This window comes from Salinisphaera sp., from assembly GCF_002729955.1.
Classification (GTDB): domain Bacteria; phylum Pseudomonadota; class Gammaproteobacteria; order Nevskiales; family Salinisphaeraceae; genus Salinisphaera.
Genome location: NZ_PBYA01000049.1, coordinates 151,593 through 176,613 on the forward strand (window position 1 = coordinate 151,593; position 25,021 = coordinate 176,613).

A 25,021-nucleotide genomic window follows, 5' to 3' on the forward strand; every position below is an offset into this window, starting at 1 on the left:
ATCCCCCTAGCCGGAGAAATCAACCATTCGAGCGGGCGTTAATTTGACTGTACCTTCCGGCAGCTGGCGGATGGCTGCCTTCTCGCTTAGCGGCCCCACAAACCCATGCGCCCCACCTTTAACGGTAAACGTCCCCGGACAGGCGAAGGTGATATTGCCGCCTTCAAGCGTCACGGTGGACTGTCCGGAGGTCAGCACGATCTTGCTCTGGGCGAAGACGTTGACGGTGTCGGTGCTGCTGGTCACGGTCACGCTGTCGTCGGCCAGGATCTCCAGCGTGTCGTCGTGGGCTTGTAGGGACAGTGGGCCATTGGCGGCCACGGCCTGGGCGCCGCCGTCGTGGGTGTAGAGGCTGGTGGTACCACCGGCCACGCTGCTGTAAGTCGCACCCGCCGTGTGCTGGGTTTCACCCTGGGTGGTGACATGGGTGTTCTGGCCGGCATAGTGCAGCTGCGAGGCCGGGGTGGTGAAAGCCACGGTGCTGGGGCTGTCGACGAACACGAAGGGTTGTGCAAAGCGCTCGGCGGGATCGCCGCCCGATCTTTTCCCGGATGCCGCCTTGCGATGATCCTGGCCACCAACGGGAGCGGTATAAACGCCGTCCGCGTTGGGGTCGATCGCTTGGGTAAAATCGGCTTGCGCCGTATTGGCGTTGAGTCCGGCCGCGTTCTGTGCACTGGCCGCATCCGAGAGGCTCGTCGCGCGTTCCTGGGCGGCCTTGAGTTGGCCGACCGCTTCGGTCACGTCCTGGGCGGTGGACGTGGCGCGCGGACGCGCGCTGCTGGATACGAGCAGGCCTTCGGGCGCGCGCAGCGCGGCCCAGCCTTTCGTGGTCAGTTCCGTACCCTGGCCACGATAGGCACCGCGGTGTGCGCCTTGTTGATCGATCAAGTAACCCAGATTGAGGGCGCTGTCGGCCTGGGTGGTGGCCAGGCGCGTTCTGAGCTGACCCGGGGCATCGTCATGCATCCACTGGTTATGGCCGCTGCCATCCAGGGCGCGATCGTGGGTGCCGGAGAGCGTGCCGGGGTGGTTCGCGTTGCTGTTCGCGCCGGCGGCAAAGGGTGGGGCATCACTGCCGTTATAGAACTGGCCGGTAATGATCGGCTGGTCGAAATCGCCGTCGAGAAAATCCACCAGCACTTCACTGCCAATACGCGGAGTGAAATGATCCCCCCAGTTGGGCCCGGCCAGACCTTCGGCCACCCGCACCCAGGTGCCGGCCCGTTCATCGCCCGGGGCATTGCCCTGCGGGTTGGCGCTGCTATGGGTTTCACGCAGACCGCCCGGCGTGGGTTGCTCGCCGCGTTGCCAGGGGAACTGGATCTTGACGCGATGATCACGGTTGCTGGTCAGGGTTTCATCGGCCACGCCCACGACAAGGGCGCTTTCCGGGCCGGCGGCCTGGGGCGCGGCGATGAAGGTGGGCACCACGGCCGTGGTATCGGGTACACAGACAAAGGCGTTGCGATAACTGCCGAACTCAATATCGGTCGTACCCAGCAGATGGGCGAGATGCGCACCCAGATTGTTGGCCGCACGATGCTCGACCGCACAGAGCACATAGCGGCCGTCGTCACTGGCATGGTCAGTGAGCGTAAAGGCACAGCCCGCGGCCAGTTGCCGCGCACTGGCCGTGCCCGAGGCGCTGATGCTTTTTAGACGCGCGGCGGCAAGGGCGTTATCGACGCTTTGAGTGATGCCGGCCTCATCCTGATGACGCCAGCTGCTGCGACTGCCGTCGTAGAGTTCCAGCGCCGGTAGATCGGGGGCGGCCTGCTCGCTTTGTGCGGCGTGGGCTTTGAGCTTGAAGGCATCCCAGGCTGACAAGGTGGCGGTATTGGGGGCCAGCGCCCGCCGGGCGCTGAATACGGTGATGGCATCTTCGGTTTCAGCGGCAGAAATACGATGAAACCGGATCGTAGCCGGCTCTACATCCGGCGCGTCGGCCTGGCGATCAAAAATGCGCAGCTGCGGGCCGTGACTGGCGCCGTGTTCGGTATCGGCCGCCGAGGCGTTCGGATCGTGACGAAAATGAAAGCTGAGGCCTTCTTCGGCGAGCAGGCGTTCAACAAAAGCCAGATCGGTTTCTCGGTACTGGGTACAGCGCGGACGTTTCGCCAGTGTCTGGCTGACATCGACGGCGTAGTCGGCCTGGGGGTAATCGGCAAAGATGCGTTCGATGATCTCGAGCGCGTCGAGATCCTGAAAGACGAGACAGTTACGCCGACGCGATAGAAACGAAAGCCAGGGCTGCAGATGCAGCCGATAGCGGGCCAGCCCGCCATCGGCGCCGAGAAAACCGGCCTGGGTGATATAGCCGTGCCAGGCGCGGGGGCTGCCACTGGCCTGGGCCAGGCGCAGGGTCATGGGCTGGCCGATGAGGGTCTTGAGTTCGAAATGGGCCGAGGGGGCGGTACAGTCGATGACGAACTCGAAGCACTCGCTGATGGCTTCGCGCCCGTGCATGCGTTCGACTACGAAGGCTTCTTCGCCGAGGGGTGTTTCCACCGCCAGAAGCCGGCCGTGCTGGCTATAGACGGCCTGGAAGGCCTGGCGGATTTTGCTGATGGCGAGATCGGACTGTGCCATGTGATTACCTGCCGATGTCTAGGGCAGCGTGATGGTCAAATGGGCGGCCGAAGGTGGCAGCTGGACGACGTCGTTGTATTGCGCAAGTCGGTGCTCGCTACTGCTCGAAAGGCTCGCATTAAGACCGACAAGTGCTACGGCACCCACCAGTGCGCACACGCTTGCGACTACCCAGGCGGGTACTTCGCGCTTGAGCGTGTGGGCCACGGAATCCGGTGGCTCCCAGTGCGGCGCAAAACCTGAGCGTCGGCCTTTCATGTTTGCGATTTCATCGCCGAGGCGGGCGGTCAGGTAGCCCAGCTTTTCCGAACCCTCGAGCGCGAATTTGCCCTTGAAACCGAGCAGCAGGCACATATAGAAGACTTCCAGCGCCTCAATGCGGGAGCGCCCCTGCGCACGCAGTTCTTCGAGGCGGTCGAAGAAATGTTCGCCGGCCAGCTGGTCGCCGAAAAGCTCAAGCTGTAGAGGGCGTCGGCCCCATTCGTCACGGATATCCGCCGCTTCGGCGAGCACGGTTTCGTCCACCGCGGCACAAAGCGCGTATTTTGCCGCGTAGATATCCTCGGTGGATTTATTCAGCTTTTTGGCGGAGCGCTCGAACTCGTCGAGGTAGCGTTCGACCGCATTTGCAAACGCCGCCGCGTCCTGCGGCAGCTGGCCGTTGCGCAACGCGAAAAGCAGATAGAAGCCGTTATAGAGCAGATCGACCAGCGTCTTGTTGCCGTCGTGCTCCACGCCGTGGTATGCCGTATCCGCGCTGCTGCTCGGGCTATTGAACATGCTAGGCCGGTTGCCGTTCGTGGAGCTGTTCATGGCGTGACCGCGATGAGTTCGAGCTTGAGGTCCGACACCCCGTTAGGCACATAGATCATCACCGAGCCTGCCTTGAGCATGCGCTCATAGAGTGGCCCCTGGGCCTGAAGCGCGAAGTAATACTGCCCGCTTCGTACCGGCACGGCGGCCGGCGCCTGCGGGGTATGCACGAGTTTCACGCCCGGCAGCGCCGAGAGCACGCATTTTTCCACATCGTCCGGCGCGCCGACCTTGAATCGTACCGGCACCACCTCGATCAGCTCGGTCGCCGGCATATCCGCACCCACGGACAGGTAAAGCTCGGTGCGTTCGTCGATTCGGTCGGATGCAAGCTGGCCCAGATAGTAGGACGGCCGCTGCTCGGTGAGCGCGATCTTGAAGTAGCGCTCGGAGATGACCGCTTCCAGCAGCTCGCGGTTGATGCGCATGAGCGCCTCGAAACACGTGCCGGGCTCATCGTGGCTATAGGCCGGCAGGTCATTGAGCGTATAGACCTTCGAGAAGGTCATGAGCGAGCCCGCCAACTCGAGCATCTGCTGGTAGAGACGCTCGGGAAAAAGCCGTGGGTGATGCAGAAAATGCGACAGCCGCGCAAACGATGTGCTCGCCGTGTGCAACAACCAGAACGATGCGATATCGCCCGATCGGAATTCAATCACATGCTTGCTGGGTTCGCGGTGATGCCCGTACAGCGCTTCAACCTTCGCCTGGAGTGCGTCGAGCAAACTGCGCAGCTGCTGTTGAAGCAGCGGCGATGCCTCGATATTGAGACACGGGGGCATGAAGCTCTTGTCGAGCTCGAAGCCGCCGGTCGAGGCGCGCTCGACCCGAGCGATCGGCAGGGAAACGAACTCGTCGCGGGGTTTGTCGTCGGTGAGTAGCCGCACCGACTTGCCCAGGAATGCGATCTCGGCCTCGCTGGCATCGGTGAACAGGTCCGCGGTCTGTGCGTTTGTTTTCACGTAGCGCGACAGCCCGTTGCCGTCGCCGCCGAGATTGCCGCCATGATCCTTGAAGCGGGGGATAGCTGCGTGGATTACGACGCTTGACGCGTTGTCGGGCAGGGCATCCAGGCCGATAGCTTCCGGCAGGGGATCGCTCTCGGGGGCGGCCACGGTTTCTCCATCGGGGAAAACCGCCGAAAACGATTCCAGCCGGAATACGCCGTTACGAAGCGCGCCGATGTCGACCCGGCTACCGCGGATTCCCCATGCATAGGGGTGCAAATCCGCCATGACCTCCCGTACGCGACCGTCATGGAAGGCATCCTGACGTTGAAAGTGCTGCGGCCTCAAAAAGAGGCCTTCACCCCATAAAACACGTCTATTCCAATTCATCAGTCCCTATCCCATCGGTCGCGGCGGCTAACGCAGGCGACTCGTTGCCCCAGTGTGGGTGATTGCTACATCCCCATTCAGGTGCTCGCGTACGGAGCTGTAGCGTAAATCATTCATGCGTCATTCGTCTTACCACCCGTCAAGCGTGCGCATCACTCGTCAGAACAGGTGACGTTCGACAGCCGGCTAAGCTCGTAATCCGGCGCATCGACAACGCTGCCGCTGGTGATTGTCATTGCACAGGCGTGTAGACCGGCCACTACCGGCTCAGCTTTTTGCGGTGCAAGATCGAATGCGAAGCGCCAGCGTTCCGGTGCCGGGTTGCGAAAGAGCGCCACCACGCCGAGATACCGGCCTTCCTCGACCTGCGGCACCTGGGTTTCGTACGTCTGCGAGGGCACAAGCAGCGTCTCGCGTGCCTCGATCAGGTCGGAGCCGAGCGCTTCGCGGGCCCGGTCGTCGTCGAGGAACGTATCGTAGTCCGCCTGCTCGAACGCATTCTTATCCTTGAGCACATAAAGCTTGACCAGCAGCGCCAGTGGGTCGCCGTACTGGCTGAGATTCACGTTGCTGCCCGCAAACAGTTTCAGGCTTACTCTAGGCTCGTTCCCCTCGCTGCTGAACTTTCCGATCGGCTCCGGTGCCTCCTTGGGCTCATCGCTACCAGGGAGCAGGCTGCAACCCGAGACCGAGAGCAATAAGATTGCAAACAATGAAGTGATCAGGCAGCAAAACAGCGTTCCATTCTTTCGGTGAATTGGCATTAATTTCCGTTTTCGTTGCGAACCGTCGTAATGATGATAATAGTGTCGCGCACAGATGAAAAAAAGTGTTAGTGTTATGCACAGGTGTTTTAACACGTGTCGATAAAACTCGCCACGTCAGGCATTTAGGATTTGCAGCTGCAAATGAGTGGATATCAGGGGATCGGGGCAGGCGCGCGGTTCGCGTCGATTGTGGTGCTGCTTGTCGCGGCATCGATGCTTTCAGGGTGTGCAACCTCGGGCAAGGGCAACATCGACAGCGCGCCCAAGTCGGAGCAGGAGCTGCTCGACGATGCGAGCGAGGCTCGCGATAGCGGCAGGGATGAGGCCGCTGTGGATCTGTACAGAGAGGCTGCCAAGCATAATCCTGTGGCGGTCGAGCCCTGGCTGAACATCGCGCAGATCCGTTTCGACGCAAACAGCTACGACACCGCGATCGTGGCCGCCAAAGAAGCCGTCGATCGCGATCCGTCCAACCTGGACGCGAACAGCATCATCATCGTCAGCAGTCTGCGCCTCGCCGAGCGCGCCATCAGGGCGCTGCGCGCAGAAAGCAAGCTCGAGGGTTCCGTGCGAAGCGAAGCCCAGGCGCTCGCCCAGCAGCTGCGTGAAACGCTGGGTGAAGACGTGTTGGTCGGCGACAGCAAGCCGCAGCGGCGGAGCGCGCCGCGGCGCACCCGTCGTGCGCCCTCGGCTTCCTCGTCTTCTCGTGCGTCGTCATCAAGTCGTAAAAGTTCTTCTTCATCATCTGGCAGCGCGTCTTCGCCTGCAGATTCGAGTAATAGCAATAATCAGGGATCGAGCGGCGGCTCGCTCGATCCGTTCGAGTCGCTCCAGACGTTACCGCAATAGGGGTCTCGCCATGGCTAAAAATGAAAGTGTGCAAAAACGGCTGCAGAAGGTTCGGCCGCCGCGCGTTCAGCTCACCTACGACGTAGAGAAGGGCGACGCGATCGAAGAAAAAGAGCTGCCCTTCGTGGTTGGCGCCGTGGGTGATTTCCGCGGCCAGTCCGAAGTGGAGCAGCCCAAGCTTCGCGATCGCAAGTTCATCTCCGTCGACCGCGACAACCTCGATGAGGTCATGAGCGGGCTTGCGCCGAGGGCCGCTTACCGCGTGCGCAATCGCCTTTCTGACGAAGGCGGCGAGTTCGGCGTCGATATGACCTTCAAGAGCATGGATGACTTCTCGCCGGAATCGGTGGTCGAGCAGGTCGAGCCGCTCAAGCAGCTCGTGGACGCGCGCCGCAAGCTCGCAGATCTTCGCAACAAGCTCGCCGGTAACGAAAAGCTCGAAGACATGCTCGCCGAGGTGCTGAGCAATACCGAGCAGCTCGAAGCCCTGAAAAAATCGGCATCCGCGGCCGACGACAACGGCGACGATGACCGAGGAGAAAGCTAAGAATGGCCAACGCCCAGAGTAACGAATCCAAGACCGAAGCGGCGCAGGCCGAAGAGGTCAATCTGCTCGACAAGATCGTCGACGAGAGCCGCGTAGCCAAGTCGGACTCCGAGCATGCGCGAGCGCGCGACATTATTTCGGAGTTGGTCGACAACGTCATGAATGGCACCGTCGTGGTGTCCGATAACCTCGGCGCCACCCTCGATGCCCGTATTGCCGAGCTCGACTCGCTGATTTCGGATCAGCTGAGCGAAGTGATGCATGCGCCCGAGTTCAAAAAGCTCGAAAGCAGCTGGCGCGGGCTTGATTACATGGTCTCCCAGACCACGACCGGGTCGATGATCAAGATCCGAATGATGTCGGCGACCAAGCGCGAGCTGGTCAAGGACTTCAAGGCGGCCATCGAATTCGACCAGAGCGCGATGTTCAAGAAGGTCTACGAAGAAGAATTCGGCACCTTCGGCGGCTCTGCGTTCGGCGCCATCATCGGTGACTTCGAGATCAGTCGTCAGCCCGAGGACATGCACTTTCTCGAGCAGATGTCGCACGTCGCTGCGGCCGCGCATGCGCCGTTCATTTCGGCGGCGGCACCCGAGCTGTTCGGCTTCGATTCGTATACCGAGATGAGCAAGCCGCGCGATCTGGCCAAGATCTTCGACACGGTGGAATACACCAAGTGGAAGTCGTTCCGGGAATCGGAAGATTCGCGCTACGTCGGCCTTACCTTGCCGCGTTTTCTCGGCCGGTTGCCTTACAACCCCAAGGACGGCACCACGGTCGACGGCTTCAACTTCGTGGAAGACGTCGACGGCAAGGATCACGACAAGTACCTGTGGTGCAACACGGCCTACGCATTCGGTGCCCGCCTTACCGCGGCGTTCGAAGACTTCGGCTGGTGTGCGGCCATTCGTGGCGTGGAAGGGGGCGGCCTGGTCGAGGACCTGCCGACCCATACCTTCAAGACGGACGATGGCGAAATCGCGCTTAAGTGCCCGACCGAAATATCGATCACCGATCGGCGTGAGAAAGAGCTGAGTGACCTCGGCCTCATCCCTCTGGTGCATTGCAAGAATACCGATTACGCCGCGTTTTTCGGCGCGCAATCGGTGCAGAAGCCCAAGAAATACAACACGGATGCAGCCAACGCCAACGCCGTACTCTCTGCACAGTTGCAGTACATTTTCGCCGTTTCGCGGGTATCGCATTACCTGAAGGCGATGATGCGAGACAAGGTGGGTAGCTTTGCCTCGGCGGGTAACGTCGAGGACTTCCTGAACAACTGGATAACCCAGTACGTATTGCTTGACGATAACGCGACGCAGGAGGCCAAGGCCCAGTTCCCGCTGCGGGAAGCGTCGATCAAAGTGTCCGAGATCCCGGGGCGCCCGGGCTCTTATAGGGCGGTGGCCTTTCTCAGGCCACATTTCCAACTAGACGAACTGTCGGTATCACTTCGGTTGGTAGCTGAATTGCCCGAATCGGCGCGCGCGTCGTAAGTTCCTGTTGGTAATCTGAAACTTAAGACGACATCCTGTAAATATGGAGGGACCGCAGTGAAGGATATTTATATCAAGTTCGATCGTCCGGGCATCAAGGGCGAATCGCAGGACAAGGATCACAAGGATTGGGTGGAAGCCCATACCTGGCATCACCGGATTCTGCAGCCGAAGTCGGCTACGGCATCCAGCGCCGGTGGTCATACCGCCGAGCGTTGTGAGCACGAAGACATGATCTTCACGAAAGACATGGACGTCGTGAGCCCGCAGCTTTATCAGGCCTGCTCCGGTGGCACGACCTTCTCCAAGGTCACCATCGAATTCTATCGTGCGGATGGCGAAGGCCAGCGCATCAAGTACATGGAAATCCAGCTCAAGGACGCCATCGTTTCCGATATGGCGCCGTCGGTCGAAGCGGAAGGGATCCCGACCGAAACCATGGCCCTCAAGTATGCCGCCGTACAGTGGAAGTACACGCAGCAGAAGATCGGCGGTGGTGCCGGCGGTAGCTCCCAGGGCGCCTGGAGCCTGACCAAGAACGACAAGACGTTCGCTTCCTGAGCGTCGCGTTGTCGGCGGCCTCGGCGCAGCGGCGTGTTCGCACGCAGCGCCGAGGCCCGCTTTGCAACGGCTTTGCGTGTCGCGAAGCCGTTGTTTTCCACTAGAGAAGGGCATAGCCGTGAACGAGCGTGAACATGCGCGCTCGTATCGGGCCGGCTATGGCATGGGTGCCGGGCTCTGCACCGTCTGTTTTGCCGGGGGTTGATGTGACTGGATTCGAGCCAAGTCTGTTCGAGAAATTGCTCGACGACGACCCGCGTGCGCCGTCGGCCGGCACGGTGGAATTGCTCAATATCGAACAGGTCAAGGAGTCGGTCGCCCGGGATCTCGAAGCCTTGCTCAACAGCCGGCTTGTGTACTCACAGGAAGCGCTTAGCGGCTACCCGGAGTGCCAGCGCTCGGTATTGAATTACGGCCTGAACGATTTTTCCGGCCTCAGCCTCGCCAGCGCCTACGATCGGGGTTATGTCTGTCGTTCCCTGGAAGAGGCCATCAGCAAGCACGAGCCGCGTTTGCAGAATGTGCGTGCCTCGCTCGAGCTCGACCACGAACTGTCGAGCAAGCTGCACTTCGCCATATCCGCGCTGCTGGTCATGTATCCGGCCCAAGAGCCGGTCAGCTTCGACGCCATGCTGCAGCCGTCGACGCTTCAGTACACCGTATCGAAAAGTCGTCGTGCGCTCGTATGAGAACGGGTGCGCGGATGTTCGATTTCTTGACGCGCCATGGCTACATGCCTCAGCTGCGTCAACGTAAGCGGTAAGCCATGGAAGACCTGCTGCCGTTTTACGAGCGTGAGCTCGCTTTCCTGCGTAAATACGCAAAAGAATTTTCCAGTCGTTACCCCAAGGTGGCGGGACGGCTGCTGTTGTCCGGCGATGTCAGTCAGGACCCGCACGTTGAGCGCCTGATCGAATCCTTCGCGCTGCTCAACGCGCGCGTTGCGAAAAAGATCGAGGACGACTACCCGGAATTTACCGACGCGCTGCTGGAAGTGCTCTATCCGCACTACCTGCGGCCGTTCCCGGCCTGCTCTATCGCACGGCTGGATATCGGCAGTGCCGCAGGCCAGCTAAGCAAGGCGACGACCATCCACCGCGGTACCGAGCTGCGCTCCGCGCCGGTCAAGAATGTGCCTTGTCGCTTCCGTACCGCATACGACGTCACGCTGGGGCCGCTCGAGCTGCAGCGCGCGGCGTTCGTACCTGTGGCGCAGCCGCCGCGAGCGGTGCGCACCCCGGCCGATGCCACCGGCCAGATATCGTTGACGTTCCAGATCACCTCGGAACAGGCCAAGGCCGCGACGCTCGGCATCGACGACCTGCGGCTTTTCATTGACGGCGAGCCATCGTTTTCGGCTGCGCTACGCGATGCGCTATCCATGTATGCGCTCAAGGCCTATGCCGAGGCCGATCGGCACGGCGAATGGGTTGCGCTTAACGAGATACCGATCAAGCCGGTTGGCTTCGATGAAAGCGAAGGGCTGATCGATTATCCACGGCGTTCGCATCCCGCGTTCCGTCTGTTGACCGAGTTCTTCGCCTTTCCGGACAAGTTCAATTTCGTCGATATCGACTTCGCGGCGCTCGTACGCGCGCTGCCGTCCGACACCCGTATCTTCACGCTCCATCTGCTGCTGACCGGCGTGCGGTCTGATTCGGGCATTGCGCGTACACTCGAAGGCTTGAGTGCGGAGAGCCTTCTTACCGGCTGTACGCCGGTGGTGAACCTGTTCCCGCAACGCGGCGAGCCGATACGCGTAAGCGAAACGGCGTCGTCCTACCCGGTGGTCGCGGACGCACGCCGTGCATACGCCTATGAAGTGGTATCGGTCGAGTCGGTCAAGCGCGTTCGTCAGACGCCGCAAGGTGAGTCGGTCACCGTGTTCCGGCCGTTCTACTCGCTCCAGCATGGCGCGGACCCGGAAAGCGCCGGCCATTACTGGGTCATGAGCCGCGACGATCTGGTCGCGCGAACCAGCCCGGGCTACGAATACGAACTCACGCTGGTCGACCTGAACTTCGAGCCGGTCAAGCCGCATACCGACACGCTCAGTGTAGCCCTGACCTGTACCAATCGTGATCTGCCCGAGCGTCTAGCCTACGGCCGGCCGGGCGGTGACCTGACGCTGGAAGGCGGCTCGGTGGTGCAGCGTATCCAGATGCTGCGCAAGCCATCGCCGGGTAAACGTTTCGCGCGCGGACGCCAGGCCCACTGGCGGCTGATTTCGCATCTGGCGCTCGATCACCTGTCGCTGGTGCAGGGCGGGTTGGAAACCTTCAAGGAAGTGCTGCGCATCTACGATCTGTCGCGATCGGCGATCTCTTCGCGCCAGATTGAGGGGATTCTGGCGCTGGACTATCAGCCGACGACGACGTGGCTGTCCCGAGGCAATCACGCCGCCGTCGTGCGCGGGCTTGAGGTAACGCTGACCGTGGACGAGGAGAGCTTTGTCGGTATCGGCGTCAACGTATTCGCCCAGGTCATCGATCGGTTCCTGGGTTTTTACGTGCATGCGAACAGTTTCACCCAGCTGGTGATCGTGTCCGGCCACACTGAGGAGGTCTTGCTGCGATGCCATCCGCGCGGCGGCGATTCAGTGCTGGCATAACGCAATCGCTTCTGGAAGAGCCGTATCGCTACGGCTATTTCCAGGCGGTGCGTCTGCTCGAGCTTTACTTCTCGCGCGGCGACGGGCGGCGCCTGGATTTCGTATCCGAGCGGCTGCGCTTTCGCAACACGCTGTCGTTGGATTTCCCGCCGAGCGAGTTGAAAGAGGCGCTGGCGCTGGCCGTCGACGGCTCGGTGATCGAGGACGAACAACAGCGCAACCACGCCATCGAGGAAGGCGACCTGGCCCAGGTGGCCATTACGCCTGCGTTTTTCGGCCTGCTGGGTACCAACGGCGCCTTGCCGCTGCAGTACACCGAACGCCTGATCGGCCGCGAAATCTACCAGCGCGATCGCGCCGCGCGTGCCTTTTTCGATATCTTTTCGAACCGTAGCGCCGCGCTGTTCTATGCCGCCTGGAAAAAGTACCGGCTGCCACTGCATTACGAGTTGGACCGGCGCGATCGGGCGCTGCCGGTCATGCTCTCGTTCGCGGGCATGGATTTCGATCCGCTCAAAAAACGGCTTCGCCACGAACCGGGCTGTATTCATCAGGAGGCCATTGCCAACTACGCCAGCGCGTTCTGGCGCAAGCCGGCGTCGGCGTCGATGGTGGAACGAGTCGTGGCCGACTATTTCGGCGTCGAGGTGCGGCTCGAACAGTTCGTGGCGCGCTGGTACGACGTGCCGCCCGCCCAGCGCACCTACCTGGGCCAGGCCAATGCCACGCTCGGGGGAGGCGCGCTCTCCGGCGAGCGGGTCATGCAGTGCGATATCTGTGTACGGCTATGGATCGGGCCGCTCAAGCGCGCCCAGTTCACCGGCCTGCTGCCCGGCGGCGACAGCGCCGAGGCATTGAAGAAACTCGTCCAGGCGCTCACCGGCGTACGTCTGGAGTACGAAGTGGTGCTCATTCTGGCACCGGAAGAAGTCCGCGGGGCCGCGCTCGATGCCGACCGCGAAGACGGTCGACTGGGCTGGGATGCTTTTCTGTGCAGCCGCCAGCCCGACGCGCCGCGGGCGGATGCCGGCTATCGAATATGACGTGCTGCTCCGATCACCCCGTTACCCGCTTCAACGACGAATAAGAACATGGCAACGAATCTCAAGACGCTGATCAGCAAGCTCAACCCGACCTGCCGCCGCGCGGCCGAGCGGGCCGCCGCCATCACCCAGGCGCGGGGCAACTTCGAGGTCGACCTGGAGCACCTGTTTCTGGCTCTGCTGGAGCAGCCGAACAGCGATTTGGTGCGGGCGGCGCGCAATAGCCGTATCGATCCGACCGCGCTGAGTAGCGACCTGGAAGCGGAAGTAGCGCGCTTCAAGACCGGCAACACGCGCACGCCGGTATTTTCGCGCCATATTCCCACGCTGTTCGAGCACGCCTGGCTGATCGCCTCGCTCGATTCGCAAACGGCGAGCATTCGCAGCGGCCACCTGCTGTTGGCGCTGCTCACGGAATCCGAGCTGTCGCAGTTCGCCTCGCGCGGCTCGGCGGAGTTTGCCCGCTTCAAGGTCGATGAGCTCAAGCACGATTTCGACGCGGTCACCGAAGGCTCCCAGGAGGCGGCAGAAAGCCTGCGCCAGACCGAGAGCCAGTCGGCCGACGCGGCCGAGGACGACCCGGAGGCACTCGGCGGCGAAAAGAAAGGCTCGCGCACGCCCGCGCTCGATCAGTACACGAACAATCTTACTGCCAGCGCACGGGAAGGGCGCATCGACCCGGTGATCGGCCGCGAGTTCGAGATTCGCCAGGTCACGGACATTCTGCTGCGGCGCCGCCAGAACAACCCCATCCTCACCGGCGAGGCCGGCGTGGGCAAAACCGCCGTGGTGGAAGGGCTGGCGCTCAAGATCGTCGAGGGCGACGTACCGCCGCCGCTCAAGGATGTAGCCCTGCACGTGCTCGATCTCGGGCTGCTGCAGGCCGGTGCCAGCGTGAAAGGCGAGTTCGAGAACCGTCTCAAGGGCGTGATCGACGAGGTCAAGAAAAGTCCTACGCCGATCATTCTGTTTATCGACGAGGCCCACACCATCATCGGTGCGGGCGGCCAGGCCGGGCAGAGCGATGCCGCCAACCTGCTCAAGCCGGCGCTGGCCCGCGGCGAGCTGCGCACCATCGCGGCTACCACCTGGAGCGAGTACAAGAAGTACTTCGAAAAAGACGCCGCGCTCGCGCGCCGCTTTCAGGTGGTCAAGGTCGACGAGCCCGATGCCGAACTGGCCGCGGCCATGCTGCGCGGTATCGCCCCGCTCATGGAAGCCCACTTCAACGTGCGTATTCTCGACGAGGCCATTGCCGAGGCCGCGCGGCTGTCGCACCGCTATATCACCGGGCGCCAGCTGCCGGACAAGGCCGTGAGCGTGCTGGATACCGCCTGTGCCCGGGTGGCACTCGGCCAGAGCGCCACACCCGCGCGTATCGAAGACGACAGCAAGCGCCTGGATCGGCTGGTGGCCGAAATCGAAGCGCTCGAGCGCGAAGCCGCGGCCGATGACGGGCATGAAGAGCGTCTGGCCGAGTTGTACGAACTGCGTCAGTCCATCGAAACAAGTCTGGAAGCCGACCGCGAACGCTGGACCCAGGAACAGGCCCTGGTTCGTCGGATTCAGGACTTGCGCGCCAAGCTCGAAGGCGGCCGCGATAGTGCGCGTAACGCCGCAGGCCAGCCGGCCGAGGACGAAGCCGAGGCGCCGATAGCCCCCGTGGCCGATGCGCCCGGCCAGAGCGCCGAGGATCGCGAAACGCTCAAGAATCTGGTGGGCGAACTGGCCGCGCTGCAGGGCGAATCCCCTCTGGTCACCAACCAGGTGGATGCCCATGCCGTGGCCGAGATCGTGTCCTCGTGGACGGGGATTCCGCTCGGCAAGATGATCAAGGACGAGATCAACACCGTGCTCGACCTGCAGCGGCTGCTCGAAAACCGCGTGATCGGCCAGTCGCATGCGCTGGCCGCGGTGGCGCAGCGGGTACGCACCGCCCGCGCCGGCCTGGAAGATCCGGGCAAGCCCAAGGGCGTGTTCCTGTTCGTCGGCCCCTCGGGCGTGGGCAAGACCGAAACCGCCCTGGCACTCGCCGATATTCTGTATGGCGGCGAGCGCAAGCTGGTCACCATCAACATGAGCGAATACCAGGAAGCGCATACCGTATCCGGCCTGAAAGGCTCGCCGCCCGGCTATGTGGGCTACGGCGAGGGTGGGGTGCTCACCGAGGCCGTGCGCCGCAACCCGTACTCCGTGGTGCTGCTCGACGAAGTGGAAAAAGCCCACCCGGACGTCATGGAGCTGTTCTATCAGGTCTTCGACAAGGGCACGATCGACGACGCCGAAGGCCGGCCCATCGATTTCAAGAACACCATCATCATTCTCACCAGCAACGTGGGCTCGGCGACCACCACGAAGGCCTGTCTCAACAAGGCCGCCGACGAAATGCCGGATATCGACAGCCTCGACGCGGCGCTGCGCCCCGAGCTGTACCAGACCTTCAAGCCGGCGCTGCTCGGGCGTCTGAAGGTGGTGCCGTACTACTCGATATCCGACGATGCGCTGGTCGAGATCATCCGCCTCAAACTGGATCGAATCGTGGCGCGAGTGGCCGAAAACCACAACGCCAAGCTCAAGTACAGCAACGCGCTGGTCGAGGCCGTGCTCACTCGCTGCACCGAAGTGGATTCCGGCGCCCGCAACGTGGATAACATTCTCACCGGCACGCTGCTGCCCGAGATCGCCGGCGCGGTGCTCTCGCATATGGCGGACGGCCAGGCAATCGCCGAAATCCGCGTCGGCGCGAAGAAAAACGGGGAATTTACATACAAGGTGGTATCGGCGTGAGCCGCATGGCCGCAGGATAGAGGCATTCGCGCTACGCCCGAAAGCGGCGTTGGTGCGGCGCGAATTGGGCGTGGAGCGGGCGTTCAATGGGCGTCACGACGAATAGCTGGTACTAGCAGCAAGCGAAAATTGGGTTTGGTATGATTTTAGTTCTTGCTTCGAGCTGATTGCGGTTCGCGGCACGGTGGAAGTAGTCGGTGGGGCCGATAAAGACAGGCTTCACCGGCTGAAAGCTCGGTCATGAAGAGGTCGAGCGACAAGAGATAGGTTTGACACAGGCTGAAGATTGACTGCGATCCTTTTGAATAATCAGGGTTTATCGATTCTTCAGTGATTTTCGGCGGGCACCGAAAAGATAAGGAAATATCCAATAGGCATTCTGGTATTTCCTGCGTGGTGCCTGCGTAAGACGACGCAAGCGATTTGTGCATGGGTTTGATCAAGCGGGGCTGAGTTCATGGCGGGTTACACGACGTTGGCAGGGGTTCGGTTATCGGCGGCCGCGCGGCGTTTTGTTTCCGCGGTAAGTCGCGACGTGGCCAAGCCGGTGGTGGTAACCAGCGGCGCGCGCAGCGCGCAAAGCCAGGCCCAGGCGATGTACGACAGGTTCAAGCGCGGTGGTTCGTACCATGCCTTTCGCCAGCGCCGTGCTGCCATGAAGATTCACGAGGCCTTCGTTGCCGGCCGCAAGCAACGTCAGAGCGAGCGCGAAACCGTGCGGGCCATGGCCGACGTAATCGAAAAGCAGCTGCGTTCACGCGTCTATGTCTCGCGCCAGCTTCACCCCACGGCGCTGGAGCTTCGTACCCGCGGCTGCACTTCGAGCGAGCGCGAAGCGTTGATCAAGGCCTGCCGTGCGAATCGCGCCCGGGTCGTTGTTGAAGAGCGTCATCCGCCGCACCTGCACATACAGTTTTGAGCGCGGGAGGGGGCATGACTGACCGACCGCAGTTTATCGGCCGCTTCGGCTTGTCGGGCGCGCTTTGTTGTGCGGCGACGCACCCGGCGCCGGCGTTTTGGGCGCGCCACGATAGTGTGCCGAGCCTGCGCCCGGTCGCCTGTTCTCCTTCGAAAGCGAGCTCTGCCGATACGCCGCACTGGGTGCGCTATCTCAATAATCTGGCAGTGGGCACACAACTCACGCCGTACGCGGCCGATATCCTTGTATGGATGGGCGAACTGTTCAAGCCGGCACGGGTGCGCCACCGCGATGGCCGGCGCAAGGCGTTCACCGAGCAAATGCGAACCGTAGCCGACGAAATCCGCGGCTTGGTCTGCGCCGCGAGGGTAGCGGTATGAGTCCCTACCTCATGAGCGCACTGTTGAAACTTCCACGGGCCGTGGATCGGTATGCGCGCCCAGGCGATCCACGTCCGCTAGTACGTACCCGGCCTGGCCAGCGAACTCTTTCGCCATGAATCCACTTGTCGACATGCTCGCCAATGCGCTGCCAGGGGTCACCCAGACGGACCGCCTGCTGCGACTGCATACCCCGCGTACCGGGGCGGCATTGCTGCCCGAGCGCGTCGACGGCCTGGAAGCCATCAGCGACGGTGCGGGTTATCGCTTCGAGCTTACCGCGCTCTCGACCGACCCGTTCATTGCTCTGGAAGAGCTCATCGGCCAGCCCGTGCTGCTGGAACTGATGACCGCCGAATCGCGCACTGAACTGCGCCCCTGGCACGGCCATATCACCGCCTTCGAACGCATCGGCTCCAATCAGGGCGCGGCCCGCTACCGGCTTGTGGTCGAACCCTGGCTGGCGTTTCTGGCCTACCGCACCGACAGCTACGTCTTCCAGAATGCCAGCCTGATCGATATCGTCGAATCCGTGTTTTCGGACTACGGCGGCCAGGGCGCGCTGGTGCCGGCCTGGCGCTGGGATCTGGCCGACCGCGGCGTCTATCCCGAGCGTAGCCTGACCACCCAGTATCGCGAGACCGATCTCGCCTTCGTGCAGCGCCTGCTGGCCAGCCAGGGCCTGTACTACTGGTTCGAACACAGCGGCGACCGATCCGCCGATACGCTGGGCACGCATACGCTGGTCATCGCCGATCACAACAGCGCTTTTCAGCCTGAAGACGGCCGGCCGATCCGTTTTCATCGCGCCGATGCCACCGAAACCCAGGACGCCATCCAGCATTGGCGGCCACGCGAACAGCGCCATAGCCCGCAGCTGCGTATGACCAGCTGGGACTATCGCACCCGCGATACCCGCGCCGTATCGGCCGCCGGCCCGCAAGGCCCGATTGCGATCGACGCCGACGACACCCCCGGCCAGTACGCCTATCCCACCCGCGAATACGGTCAGCGCCTGGCCGATATCCAGCGCGAAGCCTGGATCGCGGGTCAGAGCGTGATCGACGGCGAAGGCGTGGAACGCCAGCTCGCCCCCGGCGAGCGCTTCGTGCTCGTCGATCACGCCCGAGGCGATGCGCCCAGCCTGTGCACACGGGTGCACCACCGCATCAAGAACAATCTCTCCGCCGATATCCTCGCCGAGGCCGAACGCCAACTCGGCGGCGCCGAAGCCACACCGCCCGCCTGGCATGGCCGTGCCGCACGGGCGGATGGCGGCATCCACGAACAGGGCGAGCTGCCCGTCTCCGAAAGCACCCAGAACGCCGACGAAGACGACGACTTCTACCACAACGCCTTCACCGCCATCCCGGCCGATACCGTCTATCGCCCCGCGCTGACCGACGGCCACGGCCTACGCCTGCACCCCAAGCCCACGATCCGCAGCACCCAGACCGCGATTGTCGTCGGCCCGCCCGGCGCACCGGTGCATACCGATCGCGATCACCGCATAAAGGTCCAGTTCCACTGGCAGCGCGGTGCGAGTGCGCACAACCAGCAGGCCCATCCGGCTGGCGACGACAACGCCCCCGCCAGCGACGCCGCCGGCACCTGGGTTCGGGTGAGCACCGCCATCGCCGGCGCCAACTGGGGCAGCCACTTCGTGCCCCGCGTTGGCCAGGAAGTGATCGTGCGTTTCCTGGAAGGCGATATCGATCGCCCCGTGGTCACCGGCGCGGTTTACAACGGCGAAGGCGAACAAGACGCCCAGCACAATCGCGTCAGCGGCGCGGTCGGTGCCGTCACCGGCAACGCCCCTGCGTGGTTCGCCGGCCAAGCCGGCGAACATGCGCACCCCGCCGTGCTGTCGGGTCTCAAGACCCAGGCGCTATCCACCAGCGGGCAGGGCACCGGCGGCTACAACCAGCTTGTATTCGACGCCACGCCGAAACAGCTGCGCACCCAGCTATCCACCACCGAGTACGTCACCTCGCTGGCACTCGGTCATCTCAAACACCAGACCGACAACCAGCGCGGCACCGACCGCGGCCACGGCGCCGAACTGACCACCCAGGCCTACGGCAGCCTGCGCGCCGGGCAGGGCGTGCTGCTCACCACTGAACGTGGCGCCGAACAGATGCGTGCCGACGGCGCGCAATCAGCTCTCGGCCAGGCCCATGGCCTCGTCAAAAGCCTGGCCGAAGCCGCCGACGCACAACAGGCCACGGTCGAAGGCGACCCCAAGGTTGCCGACCGGCCCGCACTGAACGCCCTCGAAGACACGCAGGAATCGATCGCTGCCACCGCATCGGGCACCGGTACGACCACGCCGAATGCGGAAGCCGCGATCAAGACCACGTTAGGCGGCAGCGGCGACGTACCCGCCTGGGCCCGGCCCGATCTCATCGCCAGTGCCCCGGCCGGCATCGCCGCGCTCACGCCGCACGACCATATCGTCAGCGCCGGCAAAACCCTGTCCGCCACCGCCGGCGATATCAATATCGCCACGCAAAACGACCACGTCGCCGCCGTGGCGCTGGGCCTGCGCCTGTACACCCAAGGCCGGGCCGCAGGCGGCAGCAAACCCAACCAGGAAACCGGCATCGCCTTGCATGCCGCCACCGGCCCCGTCACCGCCCAGGCGCAAAGCGCGAAAGCAAAACTCGCCGCCGAGCAGTCCGTCACCATCGCAAGCACGCAAGCCGACGTGAACGTCAGCGCGATGAAACACATCCTGCTCACCGCCGCGGGCAGCGGGCTGGAGATCAAGGGCGCGAATATCACCCTCACCGCACCGGGGGCGGTTAAATTCCATGCCGGGCAGCATGTGTTGACCGGGCCGGGGAGTGGTACGCCGGAATCGCTATCGTTTGCCAAGACGGAGCTCAGAGGTTGCGCGCAACAAAATCAGAGTGCGGCCGGAAAAGGCGGCGCACTGGCCTAAAGGAGCCCTGATGGCAGTCGATTTTGACAAGTGTGTTGGCCTCGCGATTATGAGACTGAGAGCTCATCAGTCGGAACGACCCGACGCCGAACTCTATCTAATGGTTGATCCCACGCTTGGTGACCCGTTTGCGGATGAACCAACAATGGCGTCGCTGCGACGATATGTCTTGCCGATTAACCATCCTGATATCGAATTGGGTAAAAAACCCTATCTGTGCCCGATCCAGGATCCGATCAGACAAGAAAGAGCCATTAATCGGTCGGTGGAACTGGCCGTTGAGGAGATGCAAAAGACAACGGCACCGTTTAGAAGATCAATATGCGCTTGGCTACTTGCGGATACCCGATCTCCCGCCGAGTTAGCCCAGTGCTTGGCTCGCGGGTCCGTCAAGACCGACCGACATCGCCAAAGACACATATTGCGCTTCTGGGACCCGCGCGTGCTGCCGCTACTCGCCGGGCATGAGAGAGGACACCGCCTGGTTCCTCCGGTAACCGCTGTCGATTGGCTCGCACTCGATTCGAAGGGCGAGTTGCAATCTGTGCCTTATCCGGATGATGTTGCGGCGGTCCCCGTTATCCATTTGACGTCGTCCGATGAAGCACTACTGCAGGACATATCTCTTGAAAACGCGGCTGCGTGCGCCGTGGTTGAACGCGATCAACCCTGGCCGGGGCGCGGTGAGCTGGCGTCCCACATTATTCGGGCCCGTGAACTGAGTTTAATTGATCAAGCCGATATCGCGGCGTTCGTGGCTGATCGCAAAAGCCAGGGCGTGCCTATTGAATTGGCTGATCGAATCGCCGCTGTACTCGCTGCAGTCCGGGACGACGGCGCGTCCTATCAAAAGTTGGTCGCAGCCTGGGACGAGGATGACTGGACAGCGATAGCAGCTGAAGCTCTCCAGCGCACGCAGCAACACCACACATCGAAAAGACTAGAAGGTACACAGCCATGAGTCTTCCTGAAGACTGTCACTGGTGTAACCGACACGGCCTGCCCATATTGCCTGTGCGATTAGCCTATGTTCCGAAAAATAAGGTCAAACCTTCGGGGTTAGCTGATGCGTTGACCCGGACGAATAAGAACGTCGCGACACCGCTAGAAGCCGGTCAGTATGTGCCCCGTGTAATAACCGAAGGCTACGTCTATATCTACGATAATCGTCACGGCGGTTTTTGGCGCTGCTTTGCTGCTACCCCAAAAGGGTTGTTTCGAGAGTACGTCATCGGCCAACCGCCCGAGGAAACGCCTAAATTCACGTGCGAACGCGACGGCCATAATTTGGATGCCTCGATCATTAGTATCGAGCAGCCCAGCCAAGCAGATCAAGTGTGGCTGGGCTACAGCCGCGCGTGGCTAACCCGCAAGGCGCTCAAGCAATTACGTGCTAACGATATCTTGTGGAACGGCATGATGATCGAAGTTGCACCGTCCTCGCTGGTATCCGGAGGTGCGGTGCCCGATGACGTAGGCTTTCGTGCCAGCGATGCGGATACGCTCAATCAGGCGATACCCGAGTATGGTTTTGCCGATTTTGCGCAGCGTTACTACGCATGGACCCTTAATGAGGCTGTCAATCGCGGCGAGCTAGCAGAACAACTCGTCGAGCGCATGAAACAAATCAGCCCCGAGGGCGGCGTGGTCGTGGGGCTCAACGATCCTGTCGGCAACGTCCGAGATGCTGCCGCCTGGCGCAACATCAAGGCGGGCGAACTGGCACATTTCAAGACCGTCCAGTCCGATCTCGAGCCGGTGATCATTCGTGAGCTGATCGAAGGCGTGCGCCAGAGCATGCAAGCCAATAACCAAGCCGATACGTGGGCCGAGCGCTACGCGCCCAAACTCGACATGGGCAAGCTCGAAGCGGACAAGGAACAATACGAACAGCAGGAAAATCGGTACCGGCAACCCCTCGATGATGCCAGTGCGGATTGGGCAGCTTTGGTGGGGCGGCCATTGTTTGGTCTGGTATGGATGTTGTACGACGGGACGCATCGCCCCACCGGACGAGCGCTAGAATGCGACTTTGCCGATTGTTTCGAAGGCGTCGGTGCGTCCGAAAAAGAACGCGCCATCTGGAAAGAGTGGGTGCAGGCTGAGCCCGATGATGACGACCACCCATTGTGGTACGTGTTGGCGGCGGGCGATCCGGATGTGCATGAGTTTGTTTTGAGTCATACAACCGACTTTCTGTCGATGTTCGGCTCCGCCAGGGACGCGGCAAACAACATCCATGAGTCGATTACGAGTTGGTTGCATAGCAGTGACCTGAACCATAGCAACATGCCAGCGGTGCAGGCCGCCACGGGCACGATCACCCATGCAATAGTGGCCTATTTGCCTAGAATGGCGGCGGATAATGTCCAGCCTATGCGCGAAATCGGCGCCCGCCTGCAGCTGCTGCGCACCGCACGGACAGGCATCATTGTATACCCGCAGCGGTTGCAGGCGCCGGTGCATCATTTGACCATCAAGCTGTATGAGACGGTTTGGGGTCAGGCCGGTGCGGGCCTGCCACAGAGAAGCCGCGAGGGCCAGATTGCCCTGATTAAACATGAGGGGATAACTGGGGGCTTCGCCCAGCCTCGGCCTGGTGGGCAGGATATGCTGACGCTGGACCTTTACCTGACGAGTGAAGACTTTTCCCAGGCTGGCTTTGATGCCGACTTCCCCACCGGGGATGAACTGAATCAAGCCTTCAAGCAGGCCGCGTTTAACCCCTATCACACCATGGCCGAGGACATCCGCAACGCCGGCCAGCGCATGGTCAGTTTCAGCGGCGCCTTGAGTCTGTACGGCTTGGCATCGGCCCTGGCCAGCCTGAATGATGCCCAGGGTGCGGCGGGCACCCAGGCCAGTGAGAACCTCAGCAGCGCGCATTATGCGGTCGTGTCGGGCGTTCTAGGGGTAAGCTCGGTATTTAGTGAAGCCATGGGCCAGACCTTGAAGCAGCGTGCCGAAACGGCCGTGGCCGACGGCGCAGAAAACGCCGCCGCGCAGATCGTCAGGCGTGCCATTGCCTGGCGCCTTGCCGGCGGGCTGTTTGCCGTGGGGGCGTCTTTTTCGGACGCCATCAAACATGGTATTAGGGCGGGTACAAGCTTCTCGGAGGGCGATAACGATGCTGCTTGGTGCTTTATTGGGTCTACCGTAGCGTATGGCGCATCCGGTATTGCTAGCGCAGCTGCCATTTTTGCCCAAGTCAACGCGATGGCAGCAGCGGGCTCGACCACAGCGGCCATGACCAGCTGGGCAACGCTGGGGCTGGGCGCCTCGTCCATCCCGGTCATCGGCTGGACGGTACTGGCATTCGTGGCGTTGGGCGCGGCCGTTTACCTGACTTACCTGGCATTGAAGAATACTGACACGCCGCTGGAAGTCTGGTTCACCCGCTGTTACTACCGCAATCCGAGTGCCTCCAACCGTGACGCGTATGCGAACCTTCAGAAGGAGTTGGCAGCCTATCAGGACGTCGTCTATGGGTTGAGCATCCGTTTGGTCTGGCAAAACGAGCCGGGCCGTGATCGGGTGCAACTGCGGGTCATCATACCCGGCATTGGTGACTACAGCGACTATGCCTATAAACTCATGCTCGCCGGGGAGGGCGGCCATAGCGTTATCGCCTTCCATGGCAGCCAGCTCAGTCACGATCCGGCGCTGCAGCCACGGCAAAACGCCACTGAGGGCCAGGAGATGCACGCCCGGGATGTCGGTTGGGGCGAGTCGATTGCCAATTATCTGATTCCACGCGGCACGGAGGCCCGCAAGGCCTATCGCTACATCAAGCACATGGGGGATCCGGTGCGTTACGTTACCGACAACCGCCTGCAGCACGCGGTCCAGCTCGAGCAACATGCGGGCGCCGCAGTATTACAGACTGAAGTGCTGGTCGACGAGGATGTGTACGACCGAGTCGGCCTGAAGATCGAGTACTGGCCGGATGCGCTGAACAAGCGACAGTTGGTAATGTCGCTGGATCTGGGGGAAGCTGATTATAGCTGGGCTCGAAAAGAGGGGTTTTGGAGCTACCTGTTTTGAATCGTCTACAACGCCAGGCAAGAGCTACAAGAGAACCGTCATGTCATGAATGAAACGTTGAGCCAAGATTGTCGGGTCAAGGTGCCCTCGAAGTTTGCACCACTTATTTTGTTAGGTCTGGAAGTACTATTTGTAGGCGGCTGGACGCTTCTAACCGTTTATGTAATTTTTACTTATCTCCCGCAAGGTTTGATTTCGGTCGCGATTTGGTTTCCTCTGCTCCTTGCATCACTCATCGCTCCATTTGTCATCTTAGTACTGATGTTTCCTTTTCAGCGCGCCTCCTTGGACTCAAGCGGTCTGACCCTAAGTCGCAAAGGCCGGATTGCCTTCGAAGACATCGCCAGCTACGACACCGATGCGGTCGATTTCGGCATGAAGGGGCGCCTTTACTTGCATATCCGTCCAAAGAAAGGACTGTCCTACCGGCTGATTCCGCATCCTCGAGATCGGGAAGTCTTCTACGAGCTGTGTTTGGCGTTCAAGCGCTACGCTGATGCCCGTATTACGAATGGGCCGACGCAAAAGAGCTTCTGGGGCAGCCCCGCTGCCCGTGCTTTTGGTGTCATTGGATTGCTGATCGAAGCGATCGTCACGGCGATGGTGCTTTCGCTGGCCCCGCACATGCTGGGGTATGTCGCATTTCTTTTGTTAGTCGGCACGCCCATGTTCGTCTGGGTCATTCTTGGCAAGCGGGCGAATTAAAACGTGGTCAAAATCGTCAGATGCGTCAACGCGCAAGAGACTGGCGGATTGAAGCAGAGCGAATGCCATTCGTGGAAGCCCGCGAGCGCACAATTCGGATAATCTTCGAACACCAGAACGAGCAGGACGGGGTCACGAGCAGGACGGGTCAGGTCTAGCTAAGCAAGCAAGACGGGGTCAGGTCTAGCTAAGTAGCATTGATTTCTAAATCAAGCTAACACAAAACGGGGTCAGGTCTAGCTAAATAGCATTGATTTCCAAATCAAGCTAATGTCGATCGTATGGCCCGACCCATCCGAATCGAGTTTGCTGGCGCGTTGTATCACGTGACGTCGCGCGGTGATCGTCGGGAGGCGATTTACGAAGACAACACGGATCGCACTCGTTTTTTCGAAATTCTTGGCCAGGTCGTGCAAGACTTCAACTGGGTCTGCCACGCCTATTGCTTGATGACCAATCACTACCACCTGGTCATCGAGACACCGGACGCCAACCTCTCTCGCGGGATGCGTCAACTCAATGGCGTCTATACCCAGTACAGCAACCGTCGCCATCGACGCACGGGTCACCTGTTTCAAGGCCGCTTCAAGGGCATTCTCGTCGACGGTGATAGCTATCTGCTGGAG

19 protein-coding genes are annotated in these 25,021 nt (G+C 61.5%); 15 read left to right on the forward strand and 4 right to left on the reverse strand.

Annotation, left to right across the window (positions count from 1 at the left end; genetic code table 11):
• Positions 1-6: 6 nt before the first annotated feature.
• The 4 genes from tssI (CMN27_RS13695) to tssJ form a co-directional block, all read right to left on the reverse strand.
• Complete coding sequence (gene tssI / locus CMN27_RS13695) at positions 7-2,592, reverse strand: type VI secretion system Vgr family protein (protein WP_293627289.1); 2,586 nt, start codon at positions 2,590-2,592, stop codon at positions 7-9.
• A gap of 18 nt (positions 2,593-2,610) precedes the next feature.
• Positions 2,611-3,327 (reverse strand): type IVB secretion system protein IcmH/DotU, encoded by a 717-nt coding sequence (gene icmH / locus CMN27_RS13700; protein WP_293627290.1) that lies wholly within the window; start codon positions 3,325-3,327, stop codon positions 2,611-2,613.
• A 74-nt stretch (positions 3,328-3,401) separates the two neighbouring features.
• Positions 3,402-4,742, reverse strand: a complete 1,341-nt coding sequence (gene tssK, locus CMN27_RS13705; RefSeq protein ID WP_293627291.1) for a type VI secretion system baseplate subunit TssK — start codon at positions 4,740-4,742, stop codon at positions 3,402-3,404.
• A gap of 152 nt (positions 4,743-4,894) precedes the next feature.
• Positions 4,895-5,506 (reverse strand): type VI secretion system lipoprotein TssJ, encoded by a 612-nt coding sequence (gene tssJ / locus CMN27_RS13710; protein WP_293627292.1) that lies wholly within the window; start codon positions 5,504-5,506, stop codon positions 4,895-4,897.
• 144 nt (positions 5,507-5,650) lie between these two features.
• Here tssJ and CMN27_RS13715 point away from each other — a divergent pair, with 144 nt between their 5' ends.
• The 15 genes from CMN27_RS13715 to CMN27_RS13785 all read left to right on the forward strand — a co-directional run.
• Positions 5,651-6,358, forward strand: a complete 708-nt coding sequence (locus tag CMN27_RS13715; protein ID WP_293627293.1) for a hypothetical protein — start codon at positions 5,651-5,653, stop codon at positions 6,356-6,358.
• Between the two features lie 10 nt (positions 6,359-6,368).
• A complete protein-coding gene (gene tssB / locus CMN27_RS13720; protein ID WP_293627294.1) occupies positions 6,369-6,905 on the forward strand; it encodes a type VI secretion system contractile sheath small subunit in 537 nt (178 codons plus the stop codon).
• Between the two features lie 2 nt (positions 6,906-6,907).
• Positions 6,908-8,401, forward strand: coding sequence for a type VI secretion system contractile sheath large subunit (tssC, locus tag CMN27_RS13725; RefSeq protein ID WP_293627295.1), 1,494 nt, complete (start codon positions 6,908-6,910; stop codon positions 8,399-8,401).
• 57 nt (positions 8,402-8,458) lie between these two features.
• Positions 8,459-8,962: a type VI secretion system tube protein Hcp gene (locus CMN27_RS13730; protein WP_293627297.1), complete on the forward strand. Its 504-nt coding sequence runs from the start codon at positions 8,459-8,461 to the stop codon at positions 8,960-8,962.
• Positions 8,963-9,168: 206 nt separating this feature from the next.
• Positions 9,169-9,651 carry a type VI secretion system baseplate subunit TssE gene (gene tssE, locus CMN27_RS13735; protein ID WP_293627299.1) on the forward strand — a complete coding sequence of 161 codons (483 nt, stop codon included), beginning with the start codon at positions 9,169-9,171 and terminating at the stop codon, positions 9,649-9,651.
• 77 nt (positions 9,652-9,728) lie between these two features.
• Complete coding sequence (gene tssF, locus CMN27_RS13740; protein ID WP_293627301.1) at positions 9,729-11,573, forward strand: type VI secretion system baseplate subunit TssF; 1,845 nt, start codon at positions 9,729-9,731, stop codon at positions 11,571-11,573.
• Positions 11,537-12,616 carry a type VI secretion system baseplate subunit TssG gene (gene tssG / locus CMN27_RS13745; protein ID WP_293627303.1) on the forward strand — a complete coding sequence of 360 codons (1,080 nt, stop codon included), beginning with the start codon at positions 11,537-11,539 and terminating at the stop codon, positions 12,614-12,616. The genes tssF and tssG overlap by 37 nt, the downstream gene beginning before the upstream one ends.
• Before the next feature lie 48 nt (positions 12,617-12,664).
• The gene (gene tssH, locus CMN27_RS13750; protein WP_293627305.1) at positions 12,665-15,403 is read left to right on the forward strand and encodes a type VI secretion system ATPase TssH; all 2,739 of its coding nucleotides are present in this window, start codon (positions 12,665-12,667) and stop codon (positions 15,401-15,403) included.
• A 457-nt stretch (positions 15,404-15,860) separates the two neighbouring features.
• Positions 15,861-16,322, forward strand: a complete 462-nt coding sequence (locus CMN27_RS13755) for a hypothetical protein (RefSeq protein ID WP_293627307.1) — start codon at positions 15,861-15,863, stop codon at positions 16,320-16,322.
• 14 nt (positions 16,323-16,336) lie between these two features.
• The gene (locus CMN27_RS13760; protein WP_293627309.1) at positions 16,337-16,702 is read left to right on the forward strand and encodes a hypothetical protein; all 366 of its coding nucleotides are present in this window, start codon (positions 16,337-16,339) and stop codon (positions 16,700-16,702) included.
• A 115-nt stretch (positions 16,703-16,817) separates the two neighbouring features.
• Positions 16,818-19,646 carry a type VI secretion system Vgr family protein gene (gene tssI / locus CMN27_RS13765; RefSeq protein WP_293627311.1) on the forward strand — a complete coding sequence of 943 codons (2,829 nt, stop codon included), beginning with the start codon at positions 16,818-16,820 and terminating at the stop codon, positions 19,644-19,646.
• 10 nt (positions 19,647-19,656) lie between these two features.
• The gene (locus CMN27_RS13770; protein WP_293627312.1) at positions 19,657-20,607 is read left to right on the forward strand and encodes a hypothetical protein; all 951 of its coding nucleotides are present in this window, start codon (positions 19,657-19,659) and stop codon (positions 20,605-20,607) included.
• Positions 20,604-23,690, forward strand: coding sequence for a T6SS effector BTH_I2691 family protein (locus CMN27_RS13775; RefSeq protein ID WP_293627313.1), 3,087 nt, complete (start codon positions 20,604-20,606; stop codon positions 23,688-23,690). The genes CMN27_RS13770 and CMN27_RS13775 overlap by 4 nt, the downstream gene beginning before the upstream one ends.
• Before the next feature lie 45 nt (positions 23,691-23,735).
• Positions 23,736-24,395: a hypothetical protein gene (locus tag CMN27_RS13780; protein ID WP_293627314.1), complete on the forward strand. Its 660-nt coding sequence runs from the start codon at positions 23,736-23,738 to the stop codon at positions 24,393-24,395.
• Positions 24,396-24,676: 281 nt separating this feature from the next.
• On the forward strand, positions 24,677-25,021 hold a 345-nt coding region (locus CMN27_RS13785), incomplete at its 3' end, for a transposase (RefSeq protein WP_293627316.1).